Origin of the sequence: Streptomyces sp. HUAS ZL42 (assembly GCF_040782645.1) — a bacterium.
GTDB lineage: Bacteria > Actinomycetota > Actinomycetes > Streptomycetales > Streptomycetaceae > Streptomyces.
The window spans coordinates 8,048,175-8,066,397 of sequence record NZ_CP160403.1 but is presented as its reverse complement, the minus strand read 5'-3'; the positions used below and the strand labels follow the sequence as shown (position 1 = coordinate 8,066,397).

Genomic DNA, 18,223 nt, shown 5'->3' with positions numbered 1-18,223 from the left:
CAGGGCTGCTAGTCGCGGGCCGCGGTCAGGTGTTCCGCGTGTTCCTGGAGTGAACGCACGCCCACGTCACCGTGGTTGAGGGCGTCGATGCCCTGGACGGCGGCTGCGAGCGCCTGGACCGTCGTCAGGCACGGGACCGACCGCGCCACGGCCGCCGTACGGATGTCGTAGCCGTCGAGGCGGCCGCCGGTGCCGTAGGGGGTGTTGACGATGAGGTCGACCTCGCCGTCGTGGATGAGCTGGACGATGGTCTTCTCACCGTTCGGGCCGATGCCCTCGGACTGCTTGCGCACGACGGTGGCGTTGATGCCGTTGCGCCTGAGCACCTCGGCCGTGCCGGACGTGGCGAGCAACTCGAAGCCGTGAGCGACGAGTTCACGCGCGGGGAAGATCATCGAGCGCTTGTCGCGGTTGGCGACCGAGATGAAGGCGCGGCCCTTCGTCGGCAGCGGACCGTACGCACCCGCCTGCGACTTGGCGTACGCCGTGCCGAAGACGGAGTCGATGCCCATGACTTCGCCGGTGGAACGCATCTCCGGGCCGAGGATGGTGTCGACGCCGCGCCCGGAGGTGTCCCGGAAGCGGGTCCACGGCATCACGGCCTCCTTGACGGAGATCGGCGCGTCGAGCGGGAGTTCGCCGCCGTCTCCGCGCGCGGGCAGCAGGCCCTCCTCGCGCAGCTGCGCGATGGTCGCGCCCAGCGAGATCCGGGCGGCGGCCTTCGCCAGCGGCACCGCGGTCGCCTTCGACGTGAAGGGGACGGTGCGCGAGGCACGCGGATTGGCCTCGAGGACGTACAGGATGTCGCCCGCCATCGCGAACTGGATGTTGATCAGGCCGCGGACGCCAACGCCCTTGGCGATGGCCTCCGTCGAGGCCCGCAGGCGCTTGATGTCGAATCCGCCCAGCGTGATCGGCGGCAGCGCGCACGCCGAGTCGCCGGAGTGGATGCCGGCCTCCTCGATGTGCTCCATGACGCCACCGAGGTAGAGCTCCTCGCCGTCGTAAAGGGCGTCGACGTCGATCTCTATGGCGTCGTCGAGGAACCTGTCGACGAGGACCGGACGCGAGGGGCTGATCTCGGTCGACTCGGCGATGTAGGTCGACAGCCGGGCCTCGTCGTACACGATCTCCATGCCGCGGCCGCCGAGGACGTACGACGGCCGGACGAGGACCGGGTAGCCGATCTCGTCGGCGATGGTCTTGGCCTCGGCGAAGGTGGTGGCGGTGCCGTGCTTGGGGGCCGGGAGGCCGGCCTCCTTGAGCACCCGGCCGAAGGCGCCGCGGTCCTCGGCGGCGTGGATGGCCTCGGGGGACGTGCCGACGATCGGCACCCCGTTGTCCTTCAGGGCCTGCGCCAGGCCCAGCGGGGTCTGGCCGCCCAGCTGGACCACGACACCGGCGATCGGGCCGGCCAGCGACTCCGCGTGGACGATCTCCAGTACGTCCTCGAGCGTCAGCGGCTCGAAGTACAGGCGGTCGGAGGTGTCGTAGTCCGTGGAGACGGTCTCCGGGTTGCAGTTGACCATCACGGTCTCGTACCCGGCGTCGCTCAGCGCGAAGGAGGCGTGGACGCAGGAGTAGTCGAACTCGATGCCCTGGCCGATGCGGTTGGGCCCGGAGCCGAGGATGATCACCGCGGGCTTCTCGCGCTGCGCGACCTCGGTCTCCTCGTCGTAGGAGGAGTAGAAGTACGGCGTCCTCGCGGCGAACTCGGCGGCGCAGGTGTCGACCGTCTTGTACACCGGGCGGATGCCCAGCGCGTGGCGCACCTCGCGCACGATGTCCTCGCGCAGCCCGCGGATCTCGCCGATCTGCTGGTCGGAGAAGCCGTGCCGCTTGGCCTCGGCGAGCAGGCCGGGCGTGAGCTCGGTGGCGGCCGCCAGCTCGTCCGCGGTCTCCTTGATGAGGAAGAGCTGGTCGACGAACCACGGGTCGATCTTCGTCGCCTCGAAGACCTCCTCGGGCGTGGCGCCCGCGCGGATGGCCTGCATGACCGTGTTGATCCGGCCGTCGGTGGGACGGACCGCCTCCGCCAGCAGGGCCTCCTTGTCACCGGGCTCGCCGACGAAGGTGAACTGGCTGCCCTTCTTCTCCAGCGAGCGCAGCGCCTTCTGGAAGGCCTCGGTGAAGTTGCGGCCGATGGCCATGGCCTCGCCGACCGACTTCATGGTGGTCGTCAGCGTGGAGTCGGCGCTCGGGAACTTCTCGAAGGCGAACCGCGGGGCCTTCACGACGACGTAGTCGAGGGTCGGCTCGAAGGAGGCCGGGGTCTCCTGCGTGATGTCGTTCGGGATCTCGTCGAGGGTGTAGCCCACGGCGAGCTTGGCCGCGATCTTGGCGATCGGGAAGCCCGTCGCCTTGGACGCCAGGGCCGAGGAGCGCGAGACGCGCGGGTTCATCTCGATGACGATGACACGGCCGTCGACCGGGTTCACCGCGAACTGGATGTTGCAGCCGCCGGTGTCGACGCCGACCTCGCGGATGACCGCGATGCCGATGTCGCGCAGGATCTGGTACTCGCGGTCGGTCAGCGTCATCGCGGGCGCGACGGTGATCGAGTCACCGGTGTGAACGCCCATGGGGTCGAAGTTCTCGATGGAGCAGACGACCACGACGTTGTCGTGCTTGTCGCGCATCAGCTCCAGCTCGTACTCCTTCCAGCCGAGGATGGACTCCTCCAGGAGCACCTCGGTGGTCGGCGAGAGAGTCAGGCCCTGGCCGGCGATACGGCGCAGCTCCTCCTCGTCGTGCGCGAAGCCGGAACCGGCGCCGCCCATCGTGAAGGACGGGCGGACGACGACCGGGTAGCCGCCGAGCTCGTCGACACCGGCGAGCACCTCGTCCATCGAGTGGCAGATCACGGACCGGGCGGACTCACCGTGCCCGATCTTGCGACGGACCGCCTCCACGACCTCCTTGAACTGGTCGCGGTCCTCGCCCTTGTGGATCGCCTCGACGTTGGCGCCGATCAGCTCGACGCCGTACTTCGCAAGGACGCCGTTCTCGTGCAGCGAGATGGCCGTGTTGAGGGCCGTCTGGCCGCCCAGGGTGGGCAGCAGGGCGTCCGGCCGCTCCTTGGCGATGATCTTCTCGACGAACTCCGGAGTGATCGGCTCGACATAGGTCGCGTCGGCGATCTCCGGGTCGGTCATGATCGTCGCCGGGTTGGAGTTGACCAGGACGACGCGCAGACCCTCGGCCCGCAGGATCCGGCACGCCTGCGTGCCGGAGTAGTCGAACTCGGCCGCCTGCCCGATGACGATCGGGCCGGAGCCGATGACCAGGACGGACTGGATATCGGTGCGCTTAGGCACGCTGGCCCTCCATCAGGGATACGAAGCGGTCGAACAGGTAGGCGGCGTCGTGCGGACCGGCTGCCGCTTCGGGGTGGTACTGGACGGAGAAGGCCGGCTGGTCGAGCAGCTGCAGCCCCTCCACGACGTCGTCGTTCAGACAGACGTGGGACACCTCGGCGCGCCCGAAGGGCGTCTCGCTGACCTTGTCGAGCGGCGCGTCCACGGCGAAGCCGTGGTTGTGCGCGGTCACCTCGACCTTGCCGGTCGTGCGGTCCTGGACCGGCTGGTTGATGCCCCGGTGGCCGTACTTCAGCTTGTAGGTGCCGAAGCCGAGGGCGCGCCCGAGGATCTGGTTGCCGAAGCAGATGCCGAACAGCGGCGTCCTCCGCTTCAGCACCGCGGTCATCAGCGCGACAGGACCCTCGGCGGTGGCGGGGTCGCCGGGCCCGTTGGAGAAGAACACGCCGTCCGGATCGGCGGCGTACACGTCCTCCTCCGTCGCCGTCGCCGGCAGCACGTGCACCTCGATTCCGCGCTCGGCCATGCGGTGCGGGGTCATGCCCTTGATGCCGAGGTCGATCGCGGCGACGGTGAACTTCTTCTCGCCGATCGCCGGGACGACGTACGCCTCCTGGGTGGCGACCTCCTCGTACAGGCTGAGGCCCTTCATGTGCGGCTGTGCCTGCACGCGCGTGAGGAGCTCGGATTCGGGGGCGATCGCCTCACCCGAGAAGATGCCGGCCCGCATGGAGCCGCGCTCCCGCAGATGGCGGGTGAGCGCGCGGGTGTCGATGCCGCTGATGCCGACGACGTTCTGCGTGACCAGCTCGTCGTCCAGGGAGCGCTTGGCGCGCCAGTTGGAGGGCACGCGCGCGGGGTCGCGCACGACGTAGCCGGAGACCCAGATGCGCCGGGACTCGTCGTCCTCGTCGTTCCAGCCGGTGTTGCCGATCTGCGGGGCGGTCGCGACGACGATCTGACGGTCGTACGACGGGTCGGTGAGGGTCTCCTGGTAGCCGGTCATGCCGGTGGAGAACACCGCTTCGCCGAAGGTCTCCCCCACGGCCCCGTAGGCACGGCCGCGGAAGATCCGGCCGTCCTCCAGGACGAGTACGGCGGGAGTCTTCGCGGCTCCCCTTGTGGAGGTCGTCATCGTGCGCCTTCCGTCTTGTTGATCATGGAGTTGATGGCTTCGACCCACTCGTTGTGCTCCGCCGCGTGGTCGGAGCGGAACCCGGAGTCGATGAGCTTGTCGCCGTGCGCCCAGGTCACCACCAGCAGACCGCCCTCGGTGAGGACCTTGCCCGCGATGCCCTTGCCGAGCAGTGCCTCACGCAGCGCGGCCGCGGGGATGAAGAAGTCGGTCGCGCCGGGGCGTACGACGTCCAGTCCCGCGTCCGTCAGCGTGAGCTCGACCCTGCTGCGGGTGCCGAGGCCGTGCGCCACGATGCGGTCCAGCCACTGCCCGGCGGTGGTGGACCCGTGGTAGCGGCCGCTCATCGTCAGTCTCGCCTGGCCCGGTCCGTCCGGCGCGACCGGCAGCTCCGGCAGGTCGCCCTGGAGCGTGCCGCGCCACTTCCAGCCCTCGCGCATCAGCCAGTAGACGAGCGCGACGAAGAGGGCGAGCCCCACCACCCAGCCGGCCCGGGCGGCCCAGTCGGTCACTTCGGCCGATTTCCTCTCGGCCGCGAGCAGTAGTGCAGCAGATGTCACGTGAGCTTCCCGTCGACGAGCGTGGCCTTGCCCCGGAGCCATGTGTGCGTGACACGGCCCGGCAGCTCACGCCCCTCGTACGGGGTGTTGCGGCTGCGCGAGGCGAAGCCCGCGGGGTCCACGCAACCACGGTATGCCGTGTCGACGAGCGTGAGGTTGGCGGGCTCACCAGCCGAGACGGGGCGCCCGTGACCCCCCGCCTGCCCGATCCGGGCGGGCTTGAAGGACATGCGGTCGGCGACCCCGGCCCAGTCGAGGAGCCCGGTCTCGACCATCGTCTCCTGCACGACTGACAACGCGGTCTCCAGGCCGACCATGCCCATGGCGGCCGCGGCCCACTCGCAGTCCTTGTCCTCGTGCGGGTGCGGGGCGTGGTCGGTGGCGACGATGTCGATCGTGCCGTCGGCGAGCGCCTCGCGCAGAGCGAGCACGTCACGCTCGGTACGCAACGGCGGGTTGACCTTGTAGACCGGGTTGTACGTCCGCACCAGCTCGTCGGTGAGGAGGAGGTGGTGCGGGGTGACCTCGGCGGTGACCTGGATGCCGCGGGACTTGGCCCAGCGCACGATCTCCACGGACCCGGCGGTCGACAGGTGGCAGATGTGGACGCGGGAGCCCACGTGCTCGGCGAGCAGGACGTCCCGGGCGATGACCGACTCCTCGGCTACCGCGGGCCAGCCGCCGAGACCCAGCTCGGCGGAGACGATGCCCTCGTTCATCTGGGCGCCCTCGGTCAGCCGCGGCTCCTGCGCGTGCTGCGCGACGACACCGCCGAAGGCCTTCACGTACTCCAGCGCCCGCCGCATGATCACCGCGTCGTGCACGCACTTGCCGTCGTCGGAGAAGACGGTGACGCCCGCCGCGGACTCGTGCATGGCGCCGAGCTCGGCGAGCTTCTGGCCCTCCAGGCCGACGGTGACGGCACCGATGGGCTGCACGTCGCAGTAGCCGTGCTCCTGGCCGAGCCGGTAGACCTGCTCGACGACACCGGCGGTGTCGGCGACCGGGAAGGTGTTGGCCATGGCGAAGACGGCGGTGTAGCCGCCGCTCGCGGCAGCCCGCGTACCGGTGAGGACCGTCTCGGAATCCTCGCGGCCGGGCTCGCGCAGGTGGGTGTGCAGGTCGACGAGACCCGGGAGGAGCACCTTGCCGGCGGCCTCGACGACCTCGGCACCCTCGGCGGACAGGCTGCTGCCGACCGCCTCGACGACCCCTGCGTCGATCAGCACGTCCTGCGGCTCGCCGCCCAGCACCTTCGCACCACGGATCAGGATCTTGCTCATCTGTCTTACTTCTCCTCGGTGGTGCGGGCGTGGGTGACGGCGGGTTCGTTGCCGCCGAGCAGCAGGTACAGGACGGCCATGCGGATCGAGACGCCGTTGGCGACCTGCTCGACGACGGTGCAGCGGTCGGAGTCGGCGACCTCGGCGGTGATCTCCATACCGCGGACCATCGGTCCGGGGTGCATCACGATGGCGTGCTCGGGCATCCGGGCCATGCGGTCGCCGTCGAGGCCGTAGCGCCGCGAGTACTCGCGCTCGGTCGGGAAGAAGGCGGCGTTCATGCGCTCGCGCTGGACGCGCAGCATCATCACCGCGTCGGACTTCGGAAGGGTGCTGTCGAGGTCGTACGACACCTCGCAGGGCCAGGTCTCCACGCCGACCGGCACCAGGGTCGGCGGTGCGACGAGGGTGACCTCGGCGCCGAGGGTGTGCAGCAGATCCACGTTGGAGCGGGCGACCCGGCTGTGCAGCACGTCGCCGACGATCGTGATGCGCTTGCCGGACAGGTCCTGGCCGATCCCCGCGTCCCGGCCGACGAGCCGGCGGCGCATGGTGAAGGCGTCGAGGAGTGCCTGGGTGGGGTGCTGGTGGGTGCCGTCACCGGCGTTGATCACGGCGGCGTCGATCCAGCCGGAGTTGGCGAGCCGGTACGGGGCTCCGGACGCGCCGTGCCGGATGACGACGGCGTCGACGCCCATGGCCTCCAGGGTCTGGGCGGTGTCCTTCAGGGACTCGCCCTTGGACACCGACGAACCCTTGGCGGAGAAGTTGATGACGTCCGCGGAGAGGCGCTTCTCGGCGGCCTCGAAGGAGATCCGGGTCCGGGTGGAGTCCTCGAAGAAGAGGTTGACGACGGTGCGGCCGCGCAGGGTCGGCAGCTTCTTGATCGGCCGGTCGGCGACCCGGGCCATCTCCTCGGCTGTGTCGAGGATCAGGACGGCGTCGTCGCGGGTGAGGTCGGCGGCCGAGATGAGATGACGCTGCATCTGTCAGGCTCCGTAAGGCAGTTCATGAGGGAGGAATCGGGCAGGCCGGGGCGCGGCTGCGGGGCGTACGCCGAGCACGGGTACGCCGGGGTGCTAGTGCTGCGCGCCCGGAGTGGTCTGCTTCACACCGAGCAGCACGGTGTCGCGACCGTCCTCCTCGGCGAGCTGGACCTTGACCGTCTCCCGCAGCGACGTGGGGAGGTTCTTGCCGACGTAGTCGGCGCGGATGGGCAGTTCGCGGTGGCCGCGGTCGACGAGGACCGCGAGCTGGACCGCGCGCGGTCGCCCGATGTCGCCCAGGGCGTCGAGGGCGGCACGGATGGTGCGGCCGGAGAACAGCACGTCGTCGACGAGGACGACGAGTCTGCCGTCGAGGCCGTCTCCGGGGATCTCGGTGCGGGCCAGCGCACGCGGCGGGTGCATGCGCAGGTCGTCGCGGTACATGGTGATGTCGAGCGAACCGACCGGGATCTTGCGGTCGGTGATCTGCTCCAGCTTGGCGGCGAGCCGCTGGGCGAGGAAGACGCCTCGGGTCGGAATGCCGAGGAGCACCACGTCGTCGGCGCCCTTGGCGCGCTCGACGATCTCGTGGGCTATGCGGGTCAGCACCCGCGCGATGTCGGGGCCCTCGAGAACGGGCCTCGCATCGGACTGCTGCGTGACGTGCTGCTTGTCCATACGAAACGGACCTCCTTCTCCGCCTCACGGGACGGACCTTAAAGGACGTCGGAATTGCGCCATCCACGGTAGCAGGCCGCACAACGACACCCCTGATCACCCCCTTCGGCGACCAGAACCACCCTCTTGGCCCAATCGGGCGCCGCTGCCACGGAAGAGTCGGTGTGGACCATTCGGCTTGACGCAGAAGAGTCACGCTGCGTAACCTCACAGTGAGTTACCAGCCGCGCGGCCCAGCCGCGTCGACACAGTGCCGGGGAGCTATATGTCCAGCGAATACGCCAAACAGCTCGGGGCCAAGCTCCGGGCCATCCGCACCCAGCAGGGCCTTTCCCTCCACGGTGTCGAGGAAAAGTCCCAGGGACGCTGGAAGGCGGTCGTGGTCGGTTCGTACGAGCGCGGCGACCGTGCCGTGACCGTGCAGCGCCTCGCCGAGTTGGCGGATTTCTACGGTGTTCCGGTGCAGGAGCTGCTTCCGGGCACCACCCCGGGCGGCGCCGCCGAGCCCCCGCCGAAGCTGGTCCTGGACCTGGAGCGACTGGCCCACGTGCCGGTCGAGAAGGCAGGTCCCCTGCAGCGGTACGCGGCGACGATCCAGTCGCAGCGCGGTGACTACAACGGCAAGGTGCTCTCGATCCGCCAGGACGACCTGCGCACACTGGCCGTCATCTACGACCAGTCGCCGTCGGTCCTCACCGAGCAGCTGATCAGCTGGGGCGTGCTGGACGCCGACGCGCGCCGTGCGGTCTCCCACGCCGAGGAGAGCTGAGCACTCCCCGAGGGTTCAGCAGAAACGTGCCGCCGGGGTGGCCGGAACTGTGTGGTTCCGGCCACCCCGGCGGCTTTTTCCAGGCCTTCGGGGCCGTACGGGTACAGGAATGCCGGAGGGCCCGCAGCGGCGACGCTGCGGGCCCTCCGGCGATTTCGGGAACCCTTACGCTTCCTCACGGCGCAGCGAGGGCTTGAGCTCCTTGAGCCGGCCGAGCAGGCCGTTGACGAACGACGGTGACTCGTCCGTGGAGAACTCCTTCGCCAGCTGCACCATCTCGTCGAGCACGACGGCGTCCGGCGTCTCGTCGGCCCAGATCAGCTCGTAGGCGCCGAGCCGAAGGATGTTGCGGTCGACGACCGGCATCCTGTCGAGGGTCCAGCCGACCGAGTACTGCGCGATCAGCTCGTCGATGCGCGTCGCGTGCTGCGCGTAGCCCTCGACCAGCTGCATCGTGTACTCGCTCACCGGCGGCTGCCGGGTGTCGTCCCGGGAGAGCCGGATCCAGTCCGCGAGCACCGTCAGAACGTCGGCGCCGCGCTGGTCGCCCTCGAAGAGGATCTGGAAGGCTCGCTTACGGGCCGTGTTGCGGGCAGCCACGGTTAGCTGTTCACCCGGCCGAGGTAGTCGCTGGTACGGGTGTCGACCTTGATCTTCTCGCCAGTGGTGATGAAGAGCGGGACCTGGATCTGGTGGCCGGTCTCCAGCGTGGCGGGCTTGGTGCCGCCGGTGGAGCGGTCGCCCTGGACGCCGGGCTCGGTCTCGGCGATGGTCAGCTCGACGGCGGCCGGCAGCTCGACGAAGAGCACCTCGCCCTCGTGCTGGGCGACGGTGGCCATGAAGCCCTCGATGAGGAAGTTGGCGGCGTCACCGACGGCCTTCCGGTCGACCATCAGCTGGTCGTAGGTCTCCATGTCCATGAAGACGAAGTACTCGCCGTCCATGTACGAGAACTGCATGTCGCGCTTGTCGACAGTGGCCGTCTCGACCTTGACGCCGGCGTTGAAGGTCTTGTCGACGACCTTGCCGGAGAGCACGTTCTTGAGCTTGGTGCGCACGAATGCAGGGCCCTTGCCGGGCTTGACGTGCTGGAACTCGACGACGGACCACAGCTGGCCGCCTTCGAGCTTGAGCACCATGCCGTTCTTGAGGTCGTTCGTGGAAGCCACGGTTGCGGAATCTCCTGGACTGACGTGGACGACCACGGGGCACGCACCTTGCCTATAGTGCGAGCAGCTCCTTGGTCGTGATGGTGAGTAGCTCGGGTCCGCCGTCCGCCTCGGGGCGTACGACGAGCGTGTCATCGATCCGGACACCGCCCCGGCCCGGGAGGTGGACCCCCGGTTCGACGGTGACCGGCACGCAAGCGTCCAGTTTACCCATGGCCGCGGGAGCCAACTGCGGGTCCTCGTCGATTTCGAGTCCGACGCCGTGCCCCGTCATCGCCTGGAGGCCCTCTCCGTACCCCGCGGAATCCAGCACCTGGCGTGCGGCACGGTCCACGTCGCGGTAGGCGGCGCCCGGTGCCAGACTCTCCCGTCCGGCGCGCTGGGCGGCGAAGACCAGGTCGTACAGCTCGATCTGCCAGTCGGTGGGGGACGTGCCGATGACGAAGGTGCGGCCGATCTCGCAGCGGTAGCCGCGGTACATGGCGCCCAGGCAGACGGAGAGGAAGTCACCCTCCTCGACACGGCGGTCGGTGGGCCGGTGGCCCCGTCGGCCGGCGTTCGGGCCGGTGGCGACGGAGGTGGGGAAGGCGGGGCCGTCGGCGCCGTGATCCACGAGCCGCCGTTCGAGTTCAAGGGCGAGGTGGCGCTCGGTACGGCCGACGAGAATGGATTCCAGCAGCTCACCGAGTGCCTGGTCGGCGATCTCCGCGCCGATGCGCAGACAGGAGATCTCCTCCTCGTCCTTGACCACCCTGAGCTGCTCGACCGCGCCTGCCAGGTCGGCGAGGCGCAGTCGCGGGGCGACCGAGCGCAGGGCGCGGTGGCGGGCCACGGTGAGATGGTGTTCCTCCACGGCGAGCGAGTCGGCGTCCTGGGCCATGGCCAGGTCGGCGGCCGCGACGGCCGTATCGCCGCCGGGGCGGGTGAGGGTGTGCACGCGCAGCGCCTCGTCGGGGCGCCCTTCCGCGGGACGGTCGTCGGGCGGGGTCGCGCAGACCAGCAGATCCTCGCGCTTTCCGAGCAGCAGGACGGCGCCCTGCGGGGCCGCGCCGGCGAGGTATCTCACGTTGGCGGGGCGGGAGACCAGCGCTGCGCTGCTTCCGCCGGCATTGCAGCGTTCCCTCAGGCGGGCTCGGCGGGCCGCGTACACCTCTGACATGTGTCGAGCGTAGGAGCGTTGGCCGGATTGTGCTGGTTGGGAGGGTGCCGTTCGGGGGACCGGCGCCCCTTGAAGGTGGGTTCAGTCCGCTGCGTCTACCACTTCGGTGGGCTTGCTATCGACCTTGCGAGGACGTCGTCCAGGACCCGGGCCGTGGCCGGTACGTCCAGCTGGGAGTTGTCGATGATCGGGAGGCCGGAGCCGTACCAGCCCGCCATCCGGCCGTGGATGCGGGCGACCTCCTCGTCGGTGAGGCGGCGGTTGCCGGTCCGTTCGGCGTTGCGCTCCAGGACGATCTCCAGGCCCGGCAGGAGGACGACCGGCAGCAGGCCGGGGCCCACGTGCCGCTTCCAGCCGCCGAGGCCGACGACCGGGCGGTCGGGGAAGACCGCGTCGTCGAGGATGCAGGAGATGCCGTTGGCGAGGAAGTTGCGTGCGGCGAAGCCGCAGGTGCGGCGGGCGAGGCGGTACTGGGCCTCCGAGTGGTCGTTCCAGCCGGACTGCGGATCGGCGAAGCCCGAGCGGACCCATTCGCGTACGTCGTCGAGGCTGATGTGGGCGGTGGGGACCCGGCGGTGGTCCGCCCAGTACTTGGCGACGCTCGTCTTTCCGGCGCCCGCCGGGCCGATCAGCAGGACCGCGAGAGTGGTGGTCGTCGGGTCCGGGACCGCGGCCGCGGGCGGGGCGCTCGGCGTGGCGACGGGGCCGCCGGGGGGCAGGGGTACGTGGCCCGTGGTGTCGGGGGCCGGCGGGGCCGGTGCGTGCTGGGGCGCGGGCGGGACCGCTCCTGGGGGCGTGAAGCCCGGTGCCGGAGGGGGCGGGGGCACGGGGGCCGATCCCTGGTGAGCGCCCGGGCGGTGGGGACCCGGGTGCTGTGCGGCCGGCTGCCAGCCGGCTTCCGGTCCCTGCCCCGGCTGGTGGGGCGGCGGCAGCGGAGACCCCACTGCGTGCTGCATCCGGTGCCACTCCGTCTCGTTCATTTCGGGCTCGGTCCCGCTTGCTACCGAACGGTACCGCCCCCGGCCGTCGTTTGGTGAACGGCCGGGGGCGGCCCCAAGTGCCCGACCCCGAAGGCAAATCGGGCGGAAGGCTGTCCGTCGGGACTCACTCCCCCACTTCGCCGTACGCGGCGAGCAGTACCGCCGGGTCCGGTCCCTCCAGCACGGTGGGCTTGGCCAGGCCGTCCAGGACGATGAAGCGCAGCAGGTCCCCGCGGGACTTCTTGTCGACCTTCATCGTCTCCAGGAGCTTGGGCCACTGGTCGTAGCGGTAGTGCAGGGGCAGGCCGACCGACTCCAGGACGGTGCGGTGGCGGTCGGCCGTCGCGTCGTCCAACCTGCCTGCCAGACGGCCGAGTTCGGCGGCGAAGTGCATCCCCACGGCGACGGCGGCGCCGTGCCGCCACTTGTAGCGCTCGTTCTTCTCGATGGCGTGGCCCAGCGTGTGGCCGTAGTTGAGGATCTCCCTGAGTCCCGACTCCTTCAGGTCGGAGGAGACCACTTCGGCCTTGACCCTGATGGAGCGCTCGATCAGCTCGGCCGTGTGCGGGCCGGTCGGCGTGCGGGCGGCCTCGGGGTCGGACTCGATGAGCTCGAGGATCGCGGGGTCGGCGATGAAGCCGGCCTTGATGATCTCGGCGAGCCCGGAGACGTAGTCGTTGACCGGGAGGGAGTCCAGCGCGGCCAGGTCGCACAGCACACCGGCCGGCGGGTGGAAGGCGCCGACGAGGTTCTTGCCCTCGGCCGTGTTGATGCCGGTCTTGCCGCCGACGGCCGCGTCCACCATGGCGAGCACGGTGGTCGGGACGGCGATCCAGCGCACTCCGCGCAGCCAGGTCGCGGCCACGAAGCCGGCCAGGTCCGTGGTCGCGCCGCCGCCCACGCCGACGATGACGTCACTGCGCGTGAACCCGGACTGGCCCAGCGCCTTCCAGCAGTAGGCGGCGACCTCCGCGGTCTTGGCCTCCTCCGCGTTGGGCACCTGGATGGCGACGGCCTCGTAGCCCTGCTCGGCCAGGTCGGCGCGCAGGGCGTCGCCGGTCTCGGCGAGCGCCTCGGGGTGGATGACGGCGACCCGCTTGGCCTTCTCGCCGATCAGTCCGGCAAGTTCGCCGAGCAGCTGACGGCCGACCAGGACCTCGTACGGCTCGGTGCCCGCGGTTCCGCCGACCTGGATCCGGGTGACTGCCTCGCTCATGCTTCCTTCAACTCCAGGGCGTCCAGGCATGCTTGGGTGACCTCATCGGGCGTACGGCCGTCCGTGGGTACGACGGCGGTGGCGATGCCCTCGTACAGGTGCCGCCTCGCCTCCATCAGTTCGCGCCACTGCTTGCGCGGGTTGACGGCGAGCAGCGGGCGGGCCGCGTTCAGGCCGGTGCGCTTGACCGCTTCCTCGACGTCCATCGAGAGGTACACGACGCGCTGCCCGGCGAGCAGGGCGCGCGTGTCCTCGTCGAGGATCGCGCCGCCCCCGAGCGCGAGGACACCGTCGTGCTCGGCCAGCGCACTGTGCACGGCCCGCTTCTCGATCGCGCGGAAGACCGGCTCGCCCTCGTCGACGAAGATCTCGGCGATGGTGCGGCCCTGCTCGGCCACGATGTCGTCGTCGGTGTCCCGGTAGCCGACGCCGAGCCGCTCTGCCAGCTGCTGCCCGACGGTGGACTTGCCGACGCCCATCGGACCGACCAGGACGACCAGGGGCCCGCTCATCGGATCTGGAGGTGGTCGAGGTACGACTGCACGTTGCGGCGGGTCTCGGTGACGCTGTCGCCGCCGAACTTCTCGGCGACCGCGTCCGCGAGGACGAGGGCCACCATGGCCTCGGCGACGATGCCGGCCGCCGGGACCGCGCAGACGTCGGAGCGCTGGTGGTGGGCCTGGGCGGCCTCGCCCGTGGAGACGTCCACGGTCTGCAGCGCCCGCGGGACGGTCGCGATCGGCTTCATCGCGGCGCGCACCCGCAGCAGCTCGCCCGTGGTCAGCCCGCCCTCGGTGCCGCCGGAGCGGCCGGAGGCGCGCCTGATGCCCTCGTCGGTGGTGACGATCTCGTCGTGCGCCTTGGAGCCGGGCACCCGCGCGAGGTCGAAGCCGTCGCCGACCTCCACGCCCTTGATCGCCTGGATGCCCATGAGGGCGGCGGCCAGACGCGCGTCCAGGCGGCGGTCCCAGTGCACGTGCGAGCCGAGGCCCACCGGGACGCCGTACGCCAGCACCTCGACCACACCGCCGAGGGTGTCGCCGTCCTTGTGGGCCTGGTCGATCTCCGCGACCATCGCCTTCGACGCGTCCGTGTCCAGGCAGCGCACCGGGTCGGCGTCGAGCTTCTCGACGTCGGCGGGGGTCGGGTACACGCCGTACGGCGCCTTCGCGGCGGCCAGTTCCACGACGTGGGAGACGATCTCGATGCCGGCCGTCTCCTTCAGGTACGACCGGGCGACCGCGCCGAGCGCGACCCGCGCGGCCGTCTCACGTGCCGAGGCGCGCTCCAGGATCGGCCGGGCCTCGTCGAAGCCGTACTTCTGCATGCCTGCGAGGTCGGCGTGGCCGGGCCGCGGCCGGGTCAGCGGGGCGTTGCGGGCCAGCCCCGCGAGCACCTCCGGATCGACCGGGTCGGCCGCCATGACCTGTTCCCACTTCGGCCACTCGGTGTTGCCCACCATGACCGCAACCGGGGAGCCGAGGGTCAGCCCGTGCCGGACGCCACCGAGAAAGGTGACCTCGTCGCGCTCGAACTTCATCCGCGCACCGCGTCCATAGCCGAGCCGCCGGCGCGCCAGATGGTCCGCCACCATCTCCGTGGTGATCGGTACACCGGAGGGAAGGCCCTCCAGCGTCGCCACGAGTGCGGGACCGTGGGACTCCCCCGCGGTCAGCCAGCGCAACCTGCTCAACGGTGCTCCTCAGTGCTCGCGCCCTGGTACTGCCCTGTGTACGCGCGTCCTCGCGTACGGCGACGGCGTGACCGGGTGCGCGGCCCTGGTCCGCCACTCCCGATCCTCCCACGTCCGGGGCCCGGACCCGGCCGCCGGTCCATCAGGCGGACGCGGCACGGTCAGGAGGCGGCGTCCCGCTGGGGCTGCTGCGGCGCGTAGGAGCCGAGGAAGTCGGCGCCACTGGGCTGCTCGGCGCCACTGGGCTGCTGCGGCTGAGGCCGGGTCTGCTGCGGGGCGTACTCCCCCAGGTAGTCGGCGCCGCGTCCCTGCCCGTACTGCGCCGCCGCGGGAACGGCCTGGCCGGCCCGCACCGCACGCCGGTAGGCGATCTTGTTCTTCAGCTTGAGGATCCAGGACACGACGACGGCGAGGATGATCAGGCTCAGCACCGTCACCTGGACCCAGTCGGGCAGGAACTTCAGGACGATCTCGAAGATCTCGCTCTTGCCGGACGCCAGTGGCACACCTGTGGGCACGCTGGACATGGTCGTACTCCCCCTGTTTTCTTCCCCGTTGGTCCTCTCCGCCCCCTGCGGAACTCAGCGGATCCTATCGGTCGGCGAGCGCGTGTTCGCCCGCTTTTCGCATGGCGTCCACCGGAGCCGGCGAGCGGCCGGTCATCTGCTCCACCTGCAGCACGGCCTGGTGCACCAGAAGGTCGAGGCCGCCCACGACCGCACCGCCGTACATCGACCAGCGGGCCGCGAGGGCGGTCGGCCAGGGGTCGTAGAGCACGTCGAAGAGGGTGGCGGGCCGCTCCGGTACGGCGGCGGCGAGGGCGTCCGTCGTCCCGGCCGGGGTGGTCGCCACGACCAGCGGTGCGCGCAGCGCCTCGGCCGCGTCCGCCCAGTCCGCCGTACGGACCTCGACGTCGAGCCGCTCGCCCCACTGGCGCATCTCGGCGGCGCGGGCCGCGCTGCGGACGTAGGCGACGACCTCGCCGGTGCAGATCCGGGCGAGCGCGGCCAGCGCGGAGGAGGCGGTGGCGCCGGCGCCGAGGATCGCCGCCGAGTCGACCTGTTCGATGCCGCGCTCGCGCAGCGCGGCGACCATGCCGGGGATGTCGGTGTTGTCGCCGAGGCGGCGGCCGTCCTCGGTGAACACGACGGTGTTGACCGCCTCCACCGAGGCCGCCGTCTCGCTGATCCCGTCGAGCAGCGGGATGACGGCCCGCTTCAGCGGCATGGTCAGCGACAGGCCCGCCCACTCGGTACCGAGTTGCTCGAAGAATCCCGGCAGGGCGGCCTCGTCGACCTCGAAGCGGTCGTACGACCAGTCCGCGAGACCCAGCTCCTGGTAGGCGGCGCGGTGCAGCACCGGGGAGAGGGAGTGCGCGATCGGTGAACCGAGCACCGCGGCCCGGCGGGCGTCAGCTGCCCGAGCTCTCATTGAACTTGTCCTTGAGCCTCTGGAATTCCGCGTGCGTCTTGGCGAATTCGGTCTTGCTCACGCCGTCGGTCGCCACGAAGTAGTACCAGCCGTCGTCGGTCGGATTCAGCGTTGCCTTGATCGCGACATCGCCCGGGTTTCCGATCGGACCGGGCGGCAGGCCCTTGTTGGTGTACGTGTTGTACGGGTCCTTGTTGCGGTTGATCTCCGACTCACTGATGTCGATGTTGCTCTGGTTCTTCAGGTAATTGAAGGTCGAGTCGAACTGCAGGAACCCGTAGGTCTCGGGGTTCGCGCGGTCGAGGCGGTTGTAGACCACCTCCGCCATCTTGCGGTAGTCGTCGCTGGTCTTGCCCTCTGCCTGGACGAGGCTCGCGACGGTGACGAGCTGCAAGGGGTTGTCCAGCTTGAGCGCCTTGGCCTTGGCCTCGAGATCGTACGCCTGGTACTTCTTCGTGGCCTGAGTCACCATGCCCTTCAGGATCGCCTGGGGCTTCATGCCCTTGGCGGCAGCGTAGGTGCCCGGGAACAGGAAGCCTTCCAGCGGGTCCTTGATCTCGCTGTTGTTGTTCGCCCAGCTGGGCAGCCCGAGACTCTTGTATTCCTTCTCGGCGACCTTCTGGGTGGTGCCGGAGGAAAGGCCGAGCTTCGTGTCGATCGCCTTGTAGACCTGGATGTTGCGCTGCCCAGGAGCGACCACGACGTTGGCCTGGCTCTTGGGGTCGAGCATCATTTCGACGGCGCTCGCGGCGGACATCTGTTTCTTCAGGATGTACGCGCCGGCCTGGATCGAGTTCCCCTTGGGATTCTCCTGCTGGGCGGACACGAACGCGTCGACGCTCTTGACGACGCCCGCCTCCTTGAGCCTGCGGCCGATCTCGTAACCGCCCGCGCCCTTGGGGATCTCGACGCTCACGGTCTCGCTGGTGCCGTCGCCGGCATAGTCCGGCGCCGGGCCGAAACGATCTTGGTAGAACTGGTAGCCGAAATAACCGGCCCCGGCGAGACCGCCACCGAACACGAGCACGACCACCAGGCAGGCGCATCCGCTGCGGCGCTTCTTGTCCTTGCCGCCCTTGCCGCTCTTGCCGCCGCGACCGCGCCGCTCGCCACGCCCGTCGGGGGCGTCCGCCTCGGCGTCGTCATCGTCCCCGCCCGCGAAGAAGGCGTGCTCGCCCTGATCGGGGCCCGGGTCCCAGTCGGTCCGCTCCGGTTCCGGCTCGGTGCGCCGCCGGCTCGGCGGCTCGGGCGGCGGGTAGGCCTCCGGAGTGCCGTAGTAGTCGGGCTGCTCGCCGCCGTAGGCCGCGGCCTGCCGACCGTACGGGTCACCCGGCTCGGCGGCGTACGGGACCTGCGCGTGGGTGCCGGTGCCGTCCCAGCCGCCCTGGTGGTACTGCTCCTGGCCCTGGCCGTACTGCTGGGCCTGGCCGGAGTACCTCTGCTGGTCGTACTGGTTCTGGCCGTACTGCTGGTTCTGGCCGTACTGCTGGTTCTGCTCGTACTGCTGGTTCTGCTCGTACTGCTGGTACTGGTTGTTGTACTGCTGGTACTGCTGTTGCGCCTGACCGTACGCGGCCTGCCGGCCGTCGCCCCAGTCGCCGTACTCCGGCTGCTGCGGCTGCTGCGGGTGGTGCGGCTGCTGCGGGTGGTGCTGCGGCTGGCCGCCGTAGGCAGGCTGATGGCCCGCGTGGGCCTGCTGCCCATCCCATCCGCCGTCCCCGTAATACGGGTCCTCCGGATGCCACGGTTCGGAGCCTTGGCCCCGGCCATACTCAGTCATCGATCCCCTCGAGCCGCGAGGCGGCGGTCGCGCGGCTTCTGACTCGGCTCCCGTCCCGCCTCTCTCT

General features: G+C 70.3%; 17 protein-coding genes. 1 reads left to right on the top strand and 16 read right to left on the bottom strand.

The window, feature by feature from the left end; all coding sequences use genetic code 11:
• Positions 1-8: 8 nt before the first annotated feature.
• The 6 genes from carB to pyrR all read right to left on the bottom strand — a co-directional run bounded on the left by carB (position 9) and on the right by pyrR (position 7,959).
• Complete coding sequence (gene carB, locus ABZO29_RS36790) at positions 9-3,317, bottom strand: carbamoyl-phosphate synthase large subunit (protein WP_367324519.1); 3,309 nt, start codon at positions 3,315-3,317, stop codon at positions 9-11.
• Positions 3,310-4,452 (bottom strand): glutamine-hydrolyzing carbamoyl-phosphate synthase small subunit, encoded by a 1,143-nt coding sequence (carA, locus tag ABZO29_RS36785; RefSeq protein WP_367324518.1) that lies wholly within the window; start codon positions 4,450-4,452, stop codon positions 3,310-3,312. The genes carB and carA overlap by 8 nt, the downstream gene beginning before the upstream one ends.
• The gene (locus ABZO29_RS36780) at positions 4,449-5,054 is read right to left on the bottom strand and encodes a hypothetical protein (protein WP_367324517.1); all 606 of its coding nucleotides are present in this window, start codon (positions 5,052-5,054) and stop codon (positions 4,449-4,451) included. The genes carA and ABZO29_RS36780 overlap by 4 nt, the downstream gene beginning before the upstream one ends.
• Positions 5,009-6,295 (bottom strand): dihydroorotase, encoded by a 1,287-nt coding sequence (locus tag ABZO29_RS36775; protein ID WP_367324516.1) that lies wholly within the window; start codon positions 6,293-6,295, stop codon positions 5,009-5,011. Before ABZO29_RS36775 ends, ABZO29_RS36780 begins: the two co-directional genes overlap by 46 nt.
• A 5-nt stretch (positions 6,296-6,300) precedes the next feature.
• Positions 6,301-7,281, bottom strand: a complete 981-nt coding sequence (locus ABZO29_RS36770; protein ID WP_367324515.1) for an aspartate carbamoyltransferase catalytic subunit — start codon at positions 7,279-7,281, stop codon at positions 6,301-6,303.
• 93 nt (positions 7,282-7,374) lie between these two features.
• A complete protein-coding gene (gene pyrR / locus ABZO29_RS36765; RefSeq protein WP_367324514.1) occupies positions 7,375-7,959 on the bottom strand; it encodes a bifunctional pyr operon transcriptional regulator/uracil phosphoribosyltransferase PyrR in 585 nt (194 codons plus the stop codon).
• Between the two features lie 265 nt (positions 7,960-8,224).
• On the opposite strand from pyrR, the gene bldD reads away from it, so the two are divergent.
• Positions 8,225-8,728 carry a transcriptional regulator BldD gene (gene bldD / locus ABZO29_RS36760; protein WP_367324513.1) on the top strand — a complete coding sequence of 168 codons (504 nt, stop codon included), beginning with the start codon at positions 8,225-8,227 and terminating at the stop codon, positions 8,726-8,728.
• A gap of 165 nt (positions 8,729-8,893) precedes the next feature.
• Here bldD and nusB read toward each other — a convergent pair whose 3' ends face one another.
• The 10 genes from nusB to mltG form a co-directional block, all read right to left on the bottom strand.
• Positions 8,894-9,328: a transcription antitermination factor NusB gene (gene nusB / locus ABZO29_RS36755; protein ID WP_367324512.1), complete on the bottom strand. Its 435-nt coding sequence runs from the start codon at positions 9,326-9,328 to the stop codon at positions 8,894-8,896.
• Between the two features lie 2 nt (positions 9,329-9,330).
• Positions 9,331-9,897, bottom strand: a complete 567-nt coding sequence (gene efp, locus ABZO29_RS36750; RefSeq protein WP_367324511.1) for an elongation factor P — start codon at positions 9,895-9,897, stop codon at positions 9,331-9,333.
• A 52-nt stretch (positions 9,898-9,949) separates the two neighbouring features.
• A complete protein-coding gene (locus tag ABZO29_RS36745) occupies positions 9,950-11,056 on the bottom strand; it encodes an aminopeptidase P family protein (RefSeq protein WP_367324510.1) in 1,107 nt (368 codons plus the stop codon).
• A 95-nt stretch (positions 11,057-11,151) separates the two neighbouring features.
• Positions 11,152-12,012, bottom strand: a complete 861-nt coding sequence (locus tag ABZO29_RS36740; protein WP_367326340.1) for a Pro-rich N-terminal domain-containing protein — start codon at positions 12,010-12,012, stop codon at positions 11,152-11,154.
• Between the two features lie 148 nt (positions 12,013-12,160).
• Positions 12,161-13,252: a 3-dehydroquinate synthase gene (gene aroB, locus ABZO29_RS36735; protein ID WP_367324509.1), complete on the bottom strand. Its 1,092-nt coding sequence runs from the start codon at positions 13,250-13,252 to the stop codon at positions 12,161-12,163.
• Complete coding sequence (locus ABZO29_RS36730) at positions 13,249-13,764, bottom strand: shikimate kinase (protein WP_367324508.1); 516 nt, start codon at positions 13,762-13,764, stop codon at positions 13,249-13,251. Before ABZO29_RS36730 ends, aroB begins: the two co-directional genes overlap by 4 nt.
• Positions 13,761-14,945 carry a chorismate synthase gene (gene aroC / locus ABZO29_RS36725; protein WP_367324507.1) on the bottom strand — a complete coding sequence of 395 codons (1,185 nt, stop codon included), beginning with the start codon at positions 14,943-14,945 and terminating at the stop codon, positions 13,761-13,763. Before aroC ends, ABZO29_RS36730 begins: the two co-directional genes overlap by 4 nt.
• A 161-nt stretch (positions 14,946-15,106) precedes the next feature.
• Entirely contained in the window at positions 15,107-15,472 is a 366-nt protein-coding gene (locus tag ABZO29_RS36720; protein ID WP_367324506.1) for a hypothetical protein, read from the bottom strand.
• Between the two features lie 64 nt (positions 15,473-15,536).
• Complete coding sequence (locus ABZO29_RS36715; protein WP_367324505.1) at positions 15,537-16,376, bottom strand: shikimate dehydrogenase; 840 nt, start codon at positions 16,374-16,376, stop codon at positions 15,537-15,539.
• The gene (gene mltG / locus ABZO29_RS36710) at positions 16,357-18,156 is read right to left on the bottom strand and encodes an endolytic transglycosylase MltG (protein WP_367324504.1); all 1,800 of its coding nucleotides are present in this window, start codon (positions 18,154-18,156) and stop codon (positions 16,357-16,359) included. The genes ABZO29_RS36715 and mltG overlap by 20 nt, the downstream gene beginning before the upstream one ends.
• Positions 18,157-18,223 lie beyond the last annotated feature (67 nt).

Excerpts from the sequence above, each read along its gene's own strand:
- bldD (WP_367324513.1), top strand. The coding sequence starts at position 8,225 with ATGTCCAGCGAATACGCCAAACAGCTCGGGGCCAAGCTCCGGGCCATC.
- ABZO29_RS36715 (WP_367324505.1), bottom strand. The coding sequence starts at position 16,376 with ATGAGAGCTCGGGCAGCTGACGCCCGCCGGGCCGCGGTGCTCGGTTCA.
- ABZO29_RS36745 (WP_367324510.1), bottom strand. The coding sequence starts at position 11,056 with ATGTCAGAGGTGTACGCGGCCCGCCGAGCCCGCCTGAGGGAACGCTGC.
- ABZO29_RS36775 (WP_367324516.1), bottom strand. The coding sequence starts at position 6,295 with ATGAGCAAGATCCTGATCCGTGGTGCGAAGGTGCTGGGCGGCGAGCCG.
- ABZO29_RS36780 (WP_367324517.1), bottom strand. The coding sequence starts at position 5,054 with ATGGCTCCGGGGCAAGGCCACGCTCGTCGACGGGAAGCTCACGTGACA.
- pyrR (WP_367324514.1), bottom strand. The coding sequence starts at position 7,959 with ATGGACAAGCAGCACGTCACGCAGCAGTCCGATGCGAGGCCCGTTCTC.
- aroB (WP_367324509.1), bottom strand. The coding sequence starts at position 13,252 with ATGAGCGAGGCAGTCACCCGGATCCAGGTCGGCGGAACCGCGGGCACC.
- ABZO29_RS36720 (WP_367324506.1), bottom strand. The coding sequence starts at position 15,472 with ATGTCCAGCGTGCCCACAGGTGTGCCACTGGCGTCCGGCAAGAGCGAG.
- ABZO29_RS36740 (WP_367326340.1), bottom strand. The coding sequence starts at position 12,012 with ATGCAGCACGCAGTGGGGTCTCCGCTGCCGCCGCCCCACCAGCCGGGG.
- ABZO29_RS36730 (WP_367324508.1), bottom strand. The coding sequence starts at position 13,764 with ATGAGCGGGCCCCTGGTCGTCCTGGTCGGTCCGATGGGCGTCGGCAAG.
- ABZO29_RS36770 (WP_367324515.1), bottom strand. The coding sequence starts at position 7,281 with ATGCAGCGTCATCTCATCTCGGCCGCCGACCTCACCCGCGACGACGCC.
- carA (WP_367324518.1), bottom strand. The coding sequence starts at position 4,452 with ATGACGACCTCCACAAGGGGAGCCGCGAAGACTCCCGCCGTACTCGTC.
- mltG (WP_367324504.1), bottom strand. The coding sequence starts at position 18,156 with ATGACTGAGTATGGCCGGGGCCAAGGCTCCGAACCGTGGCATCCGGAG.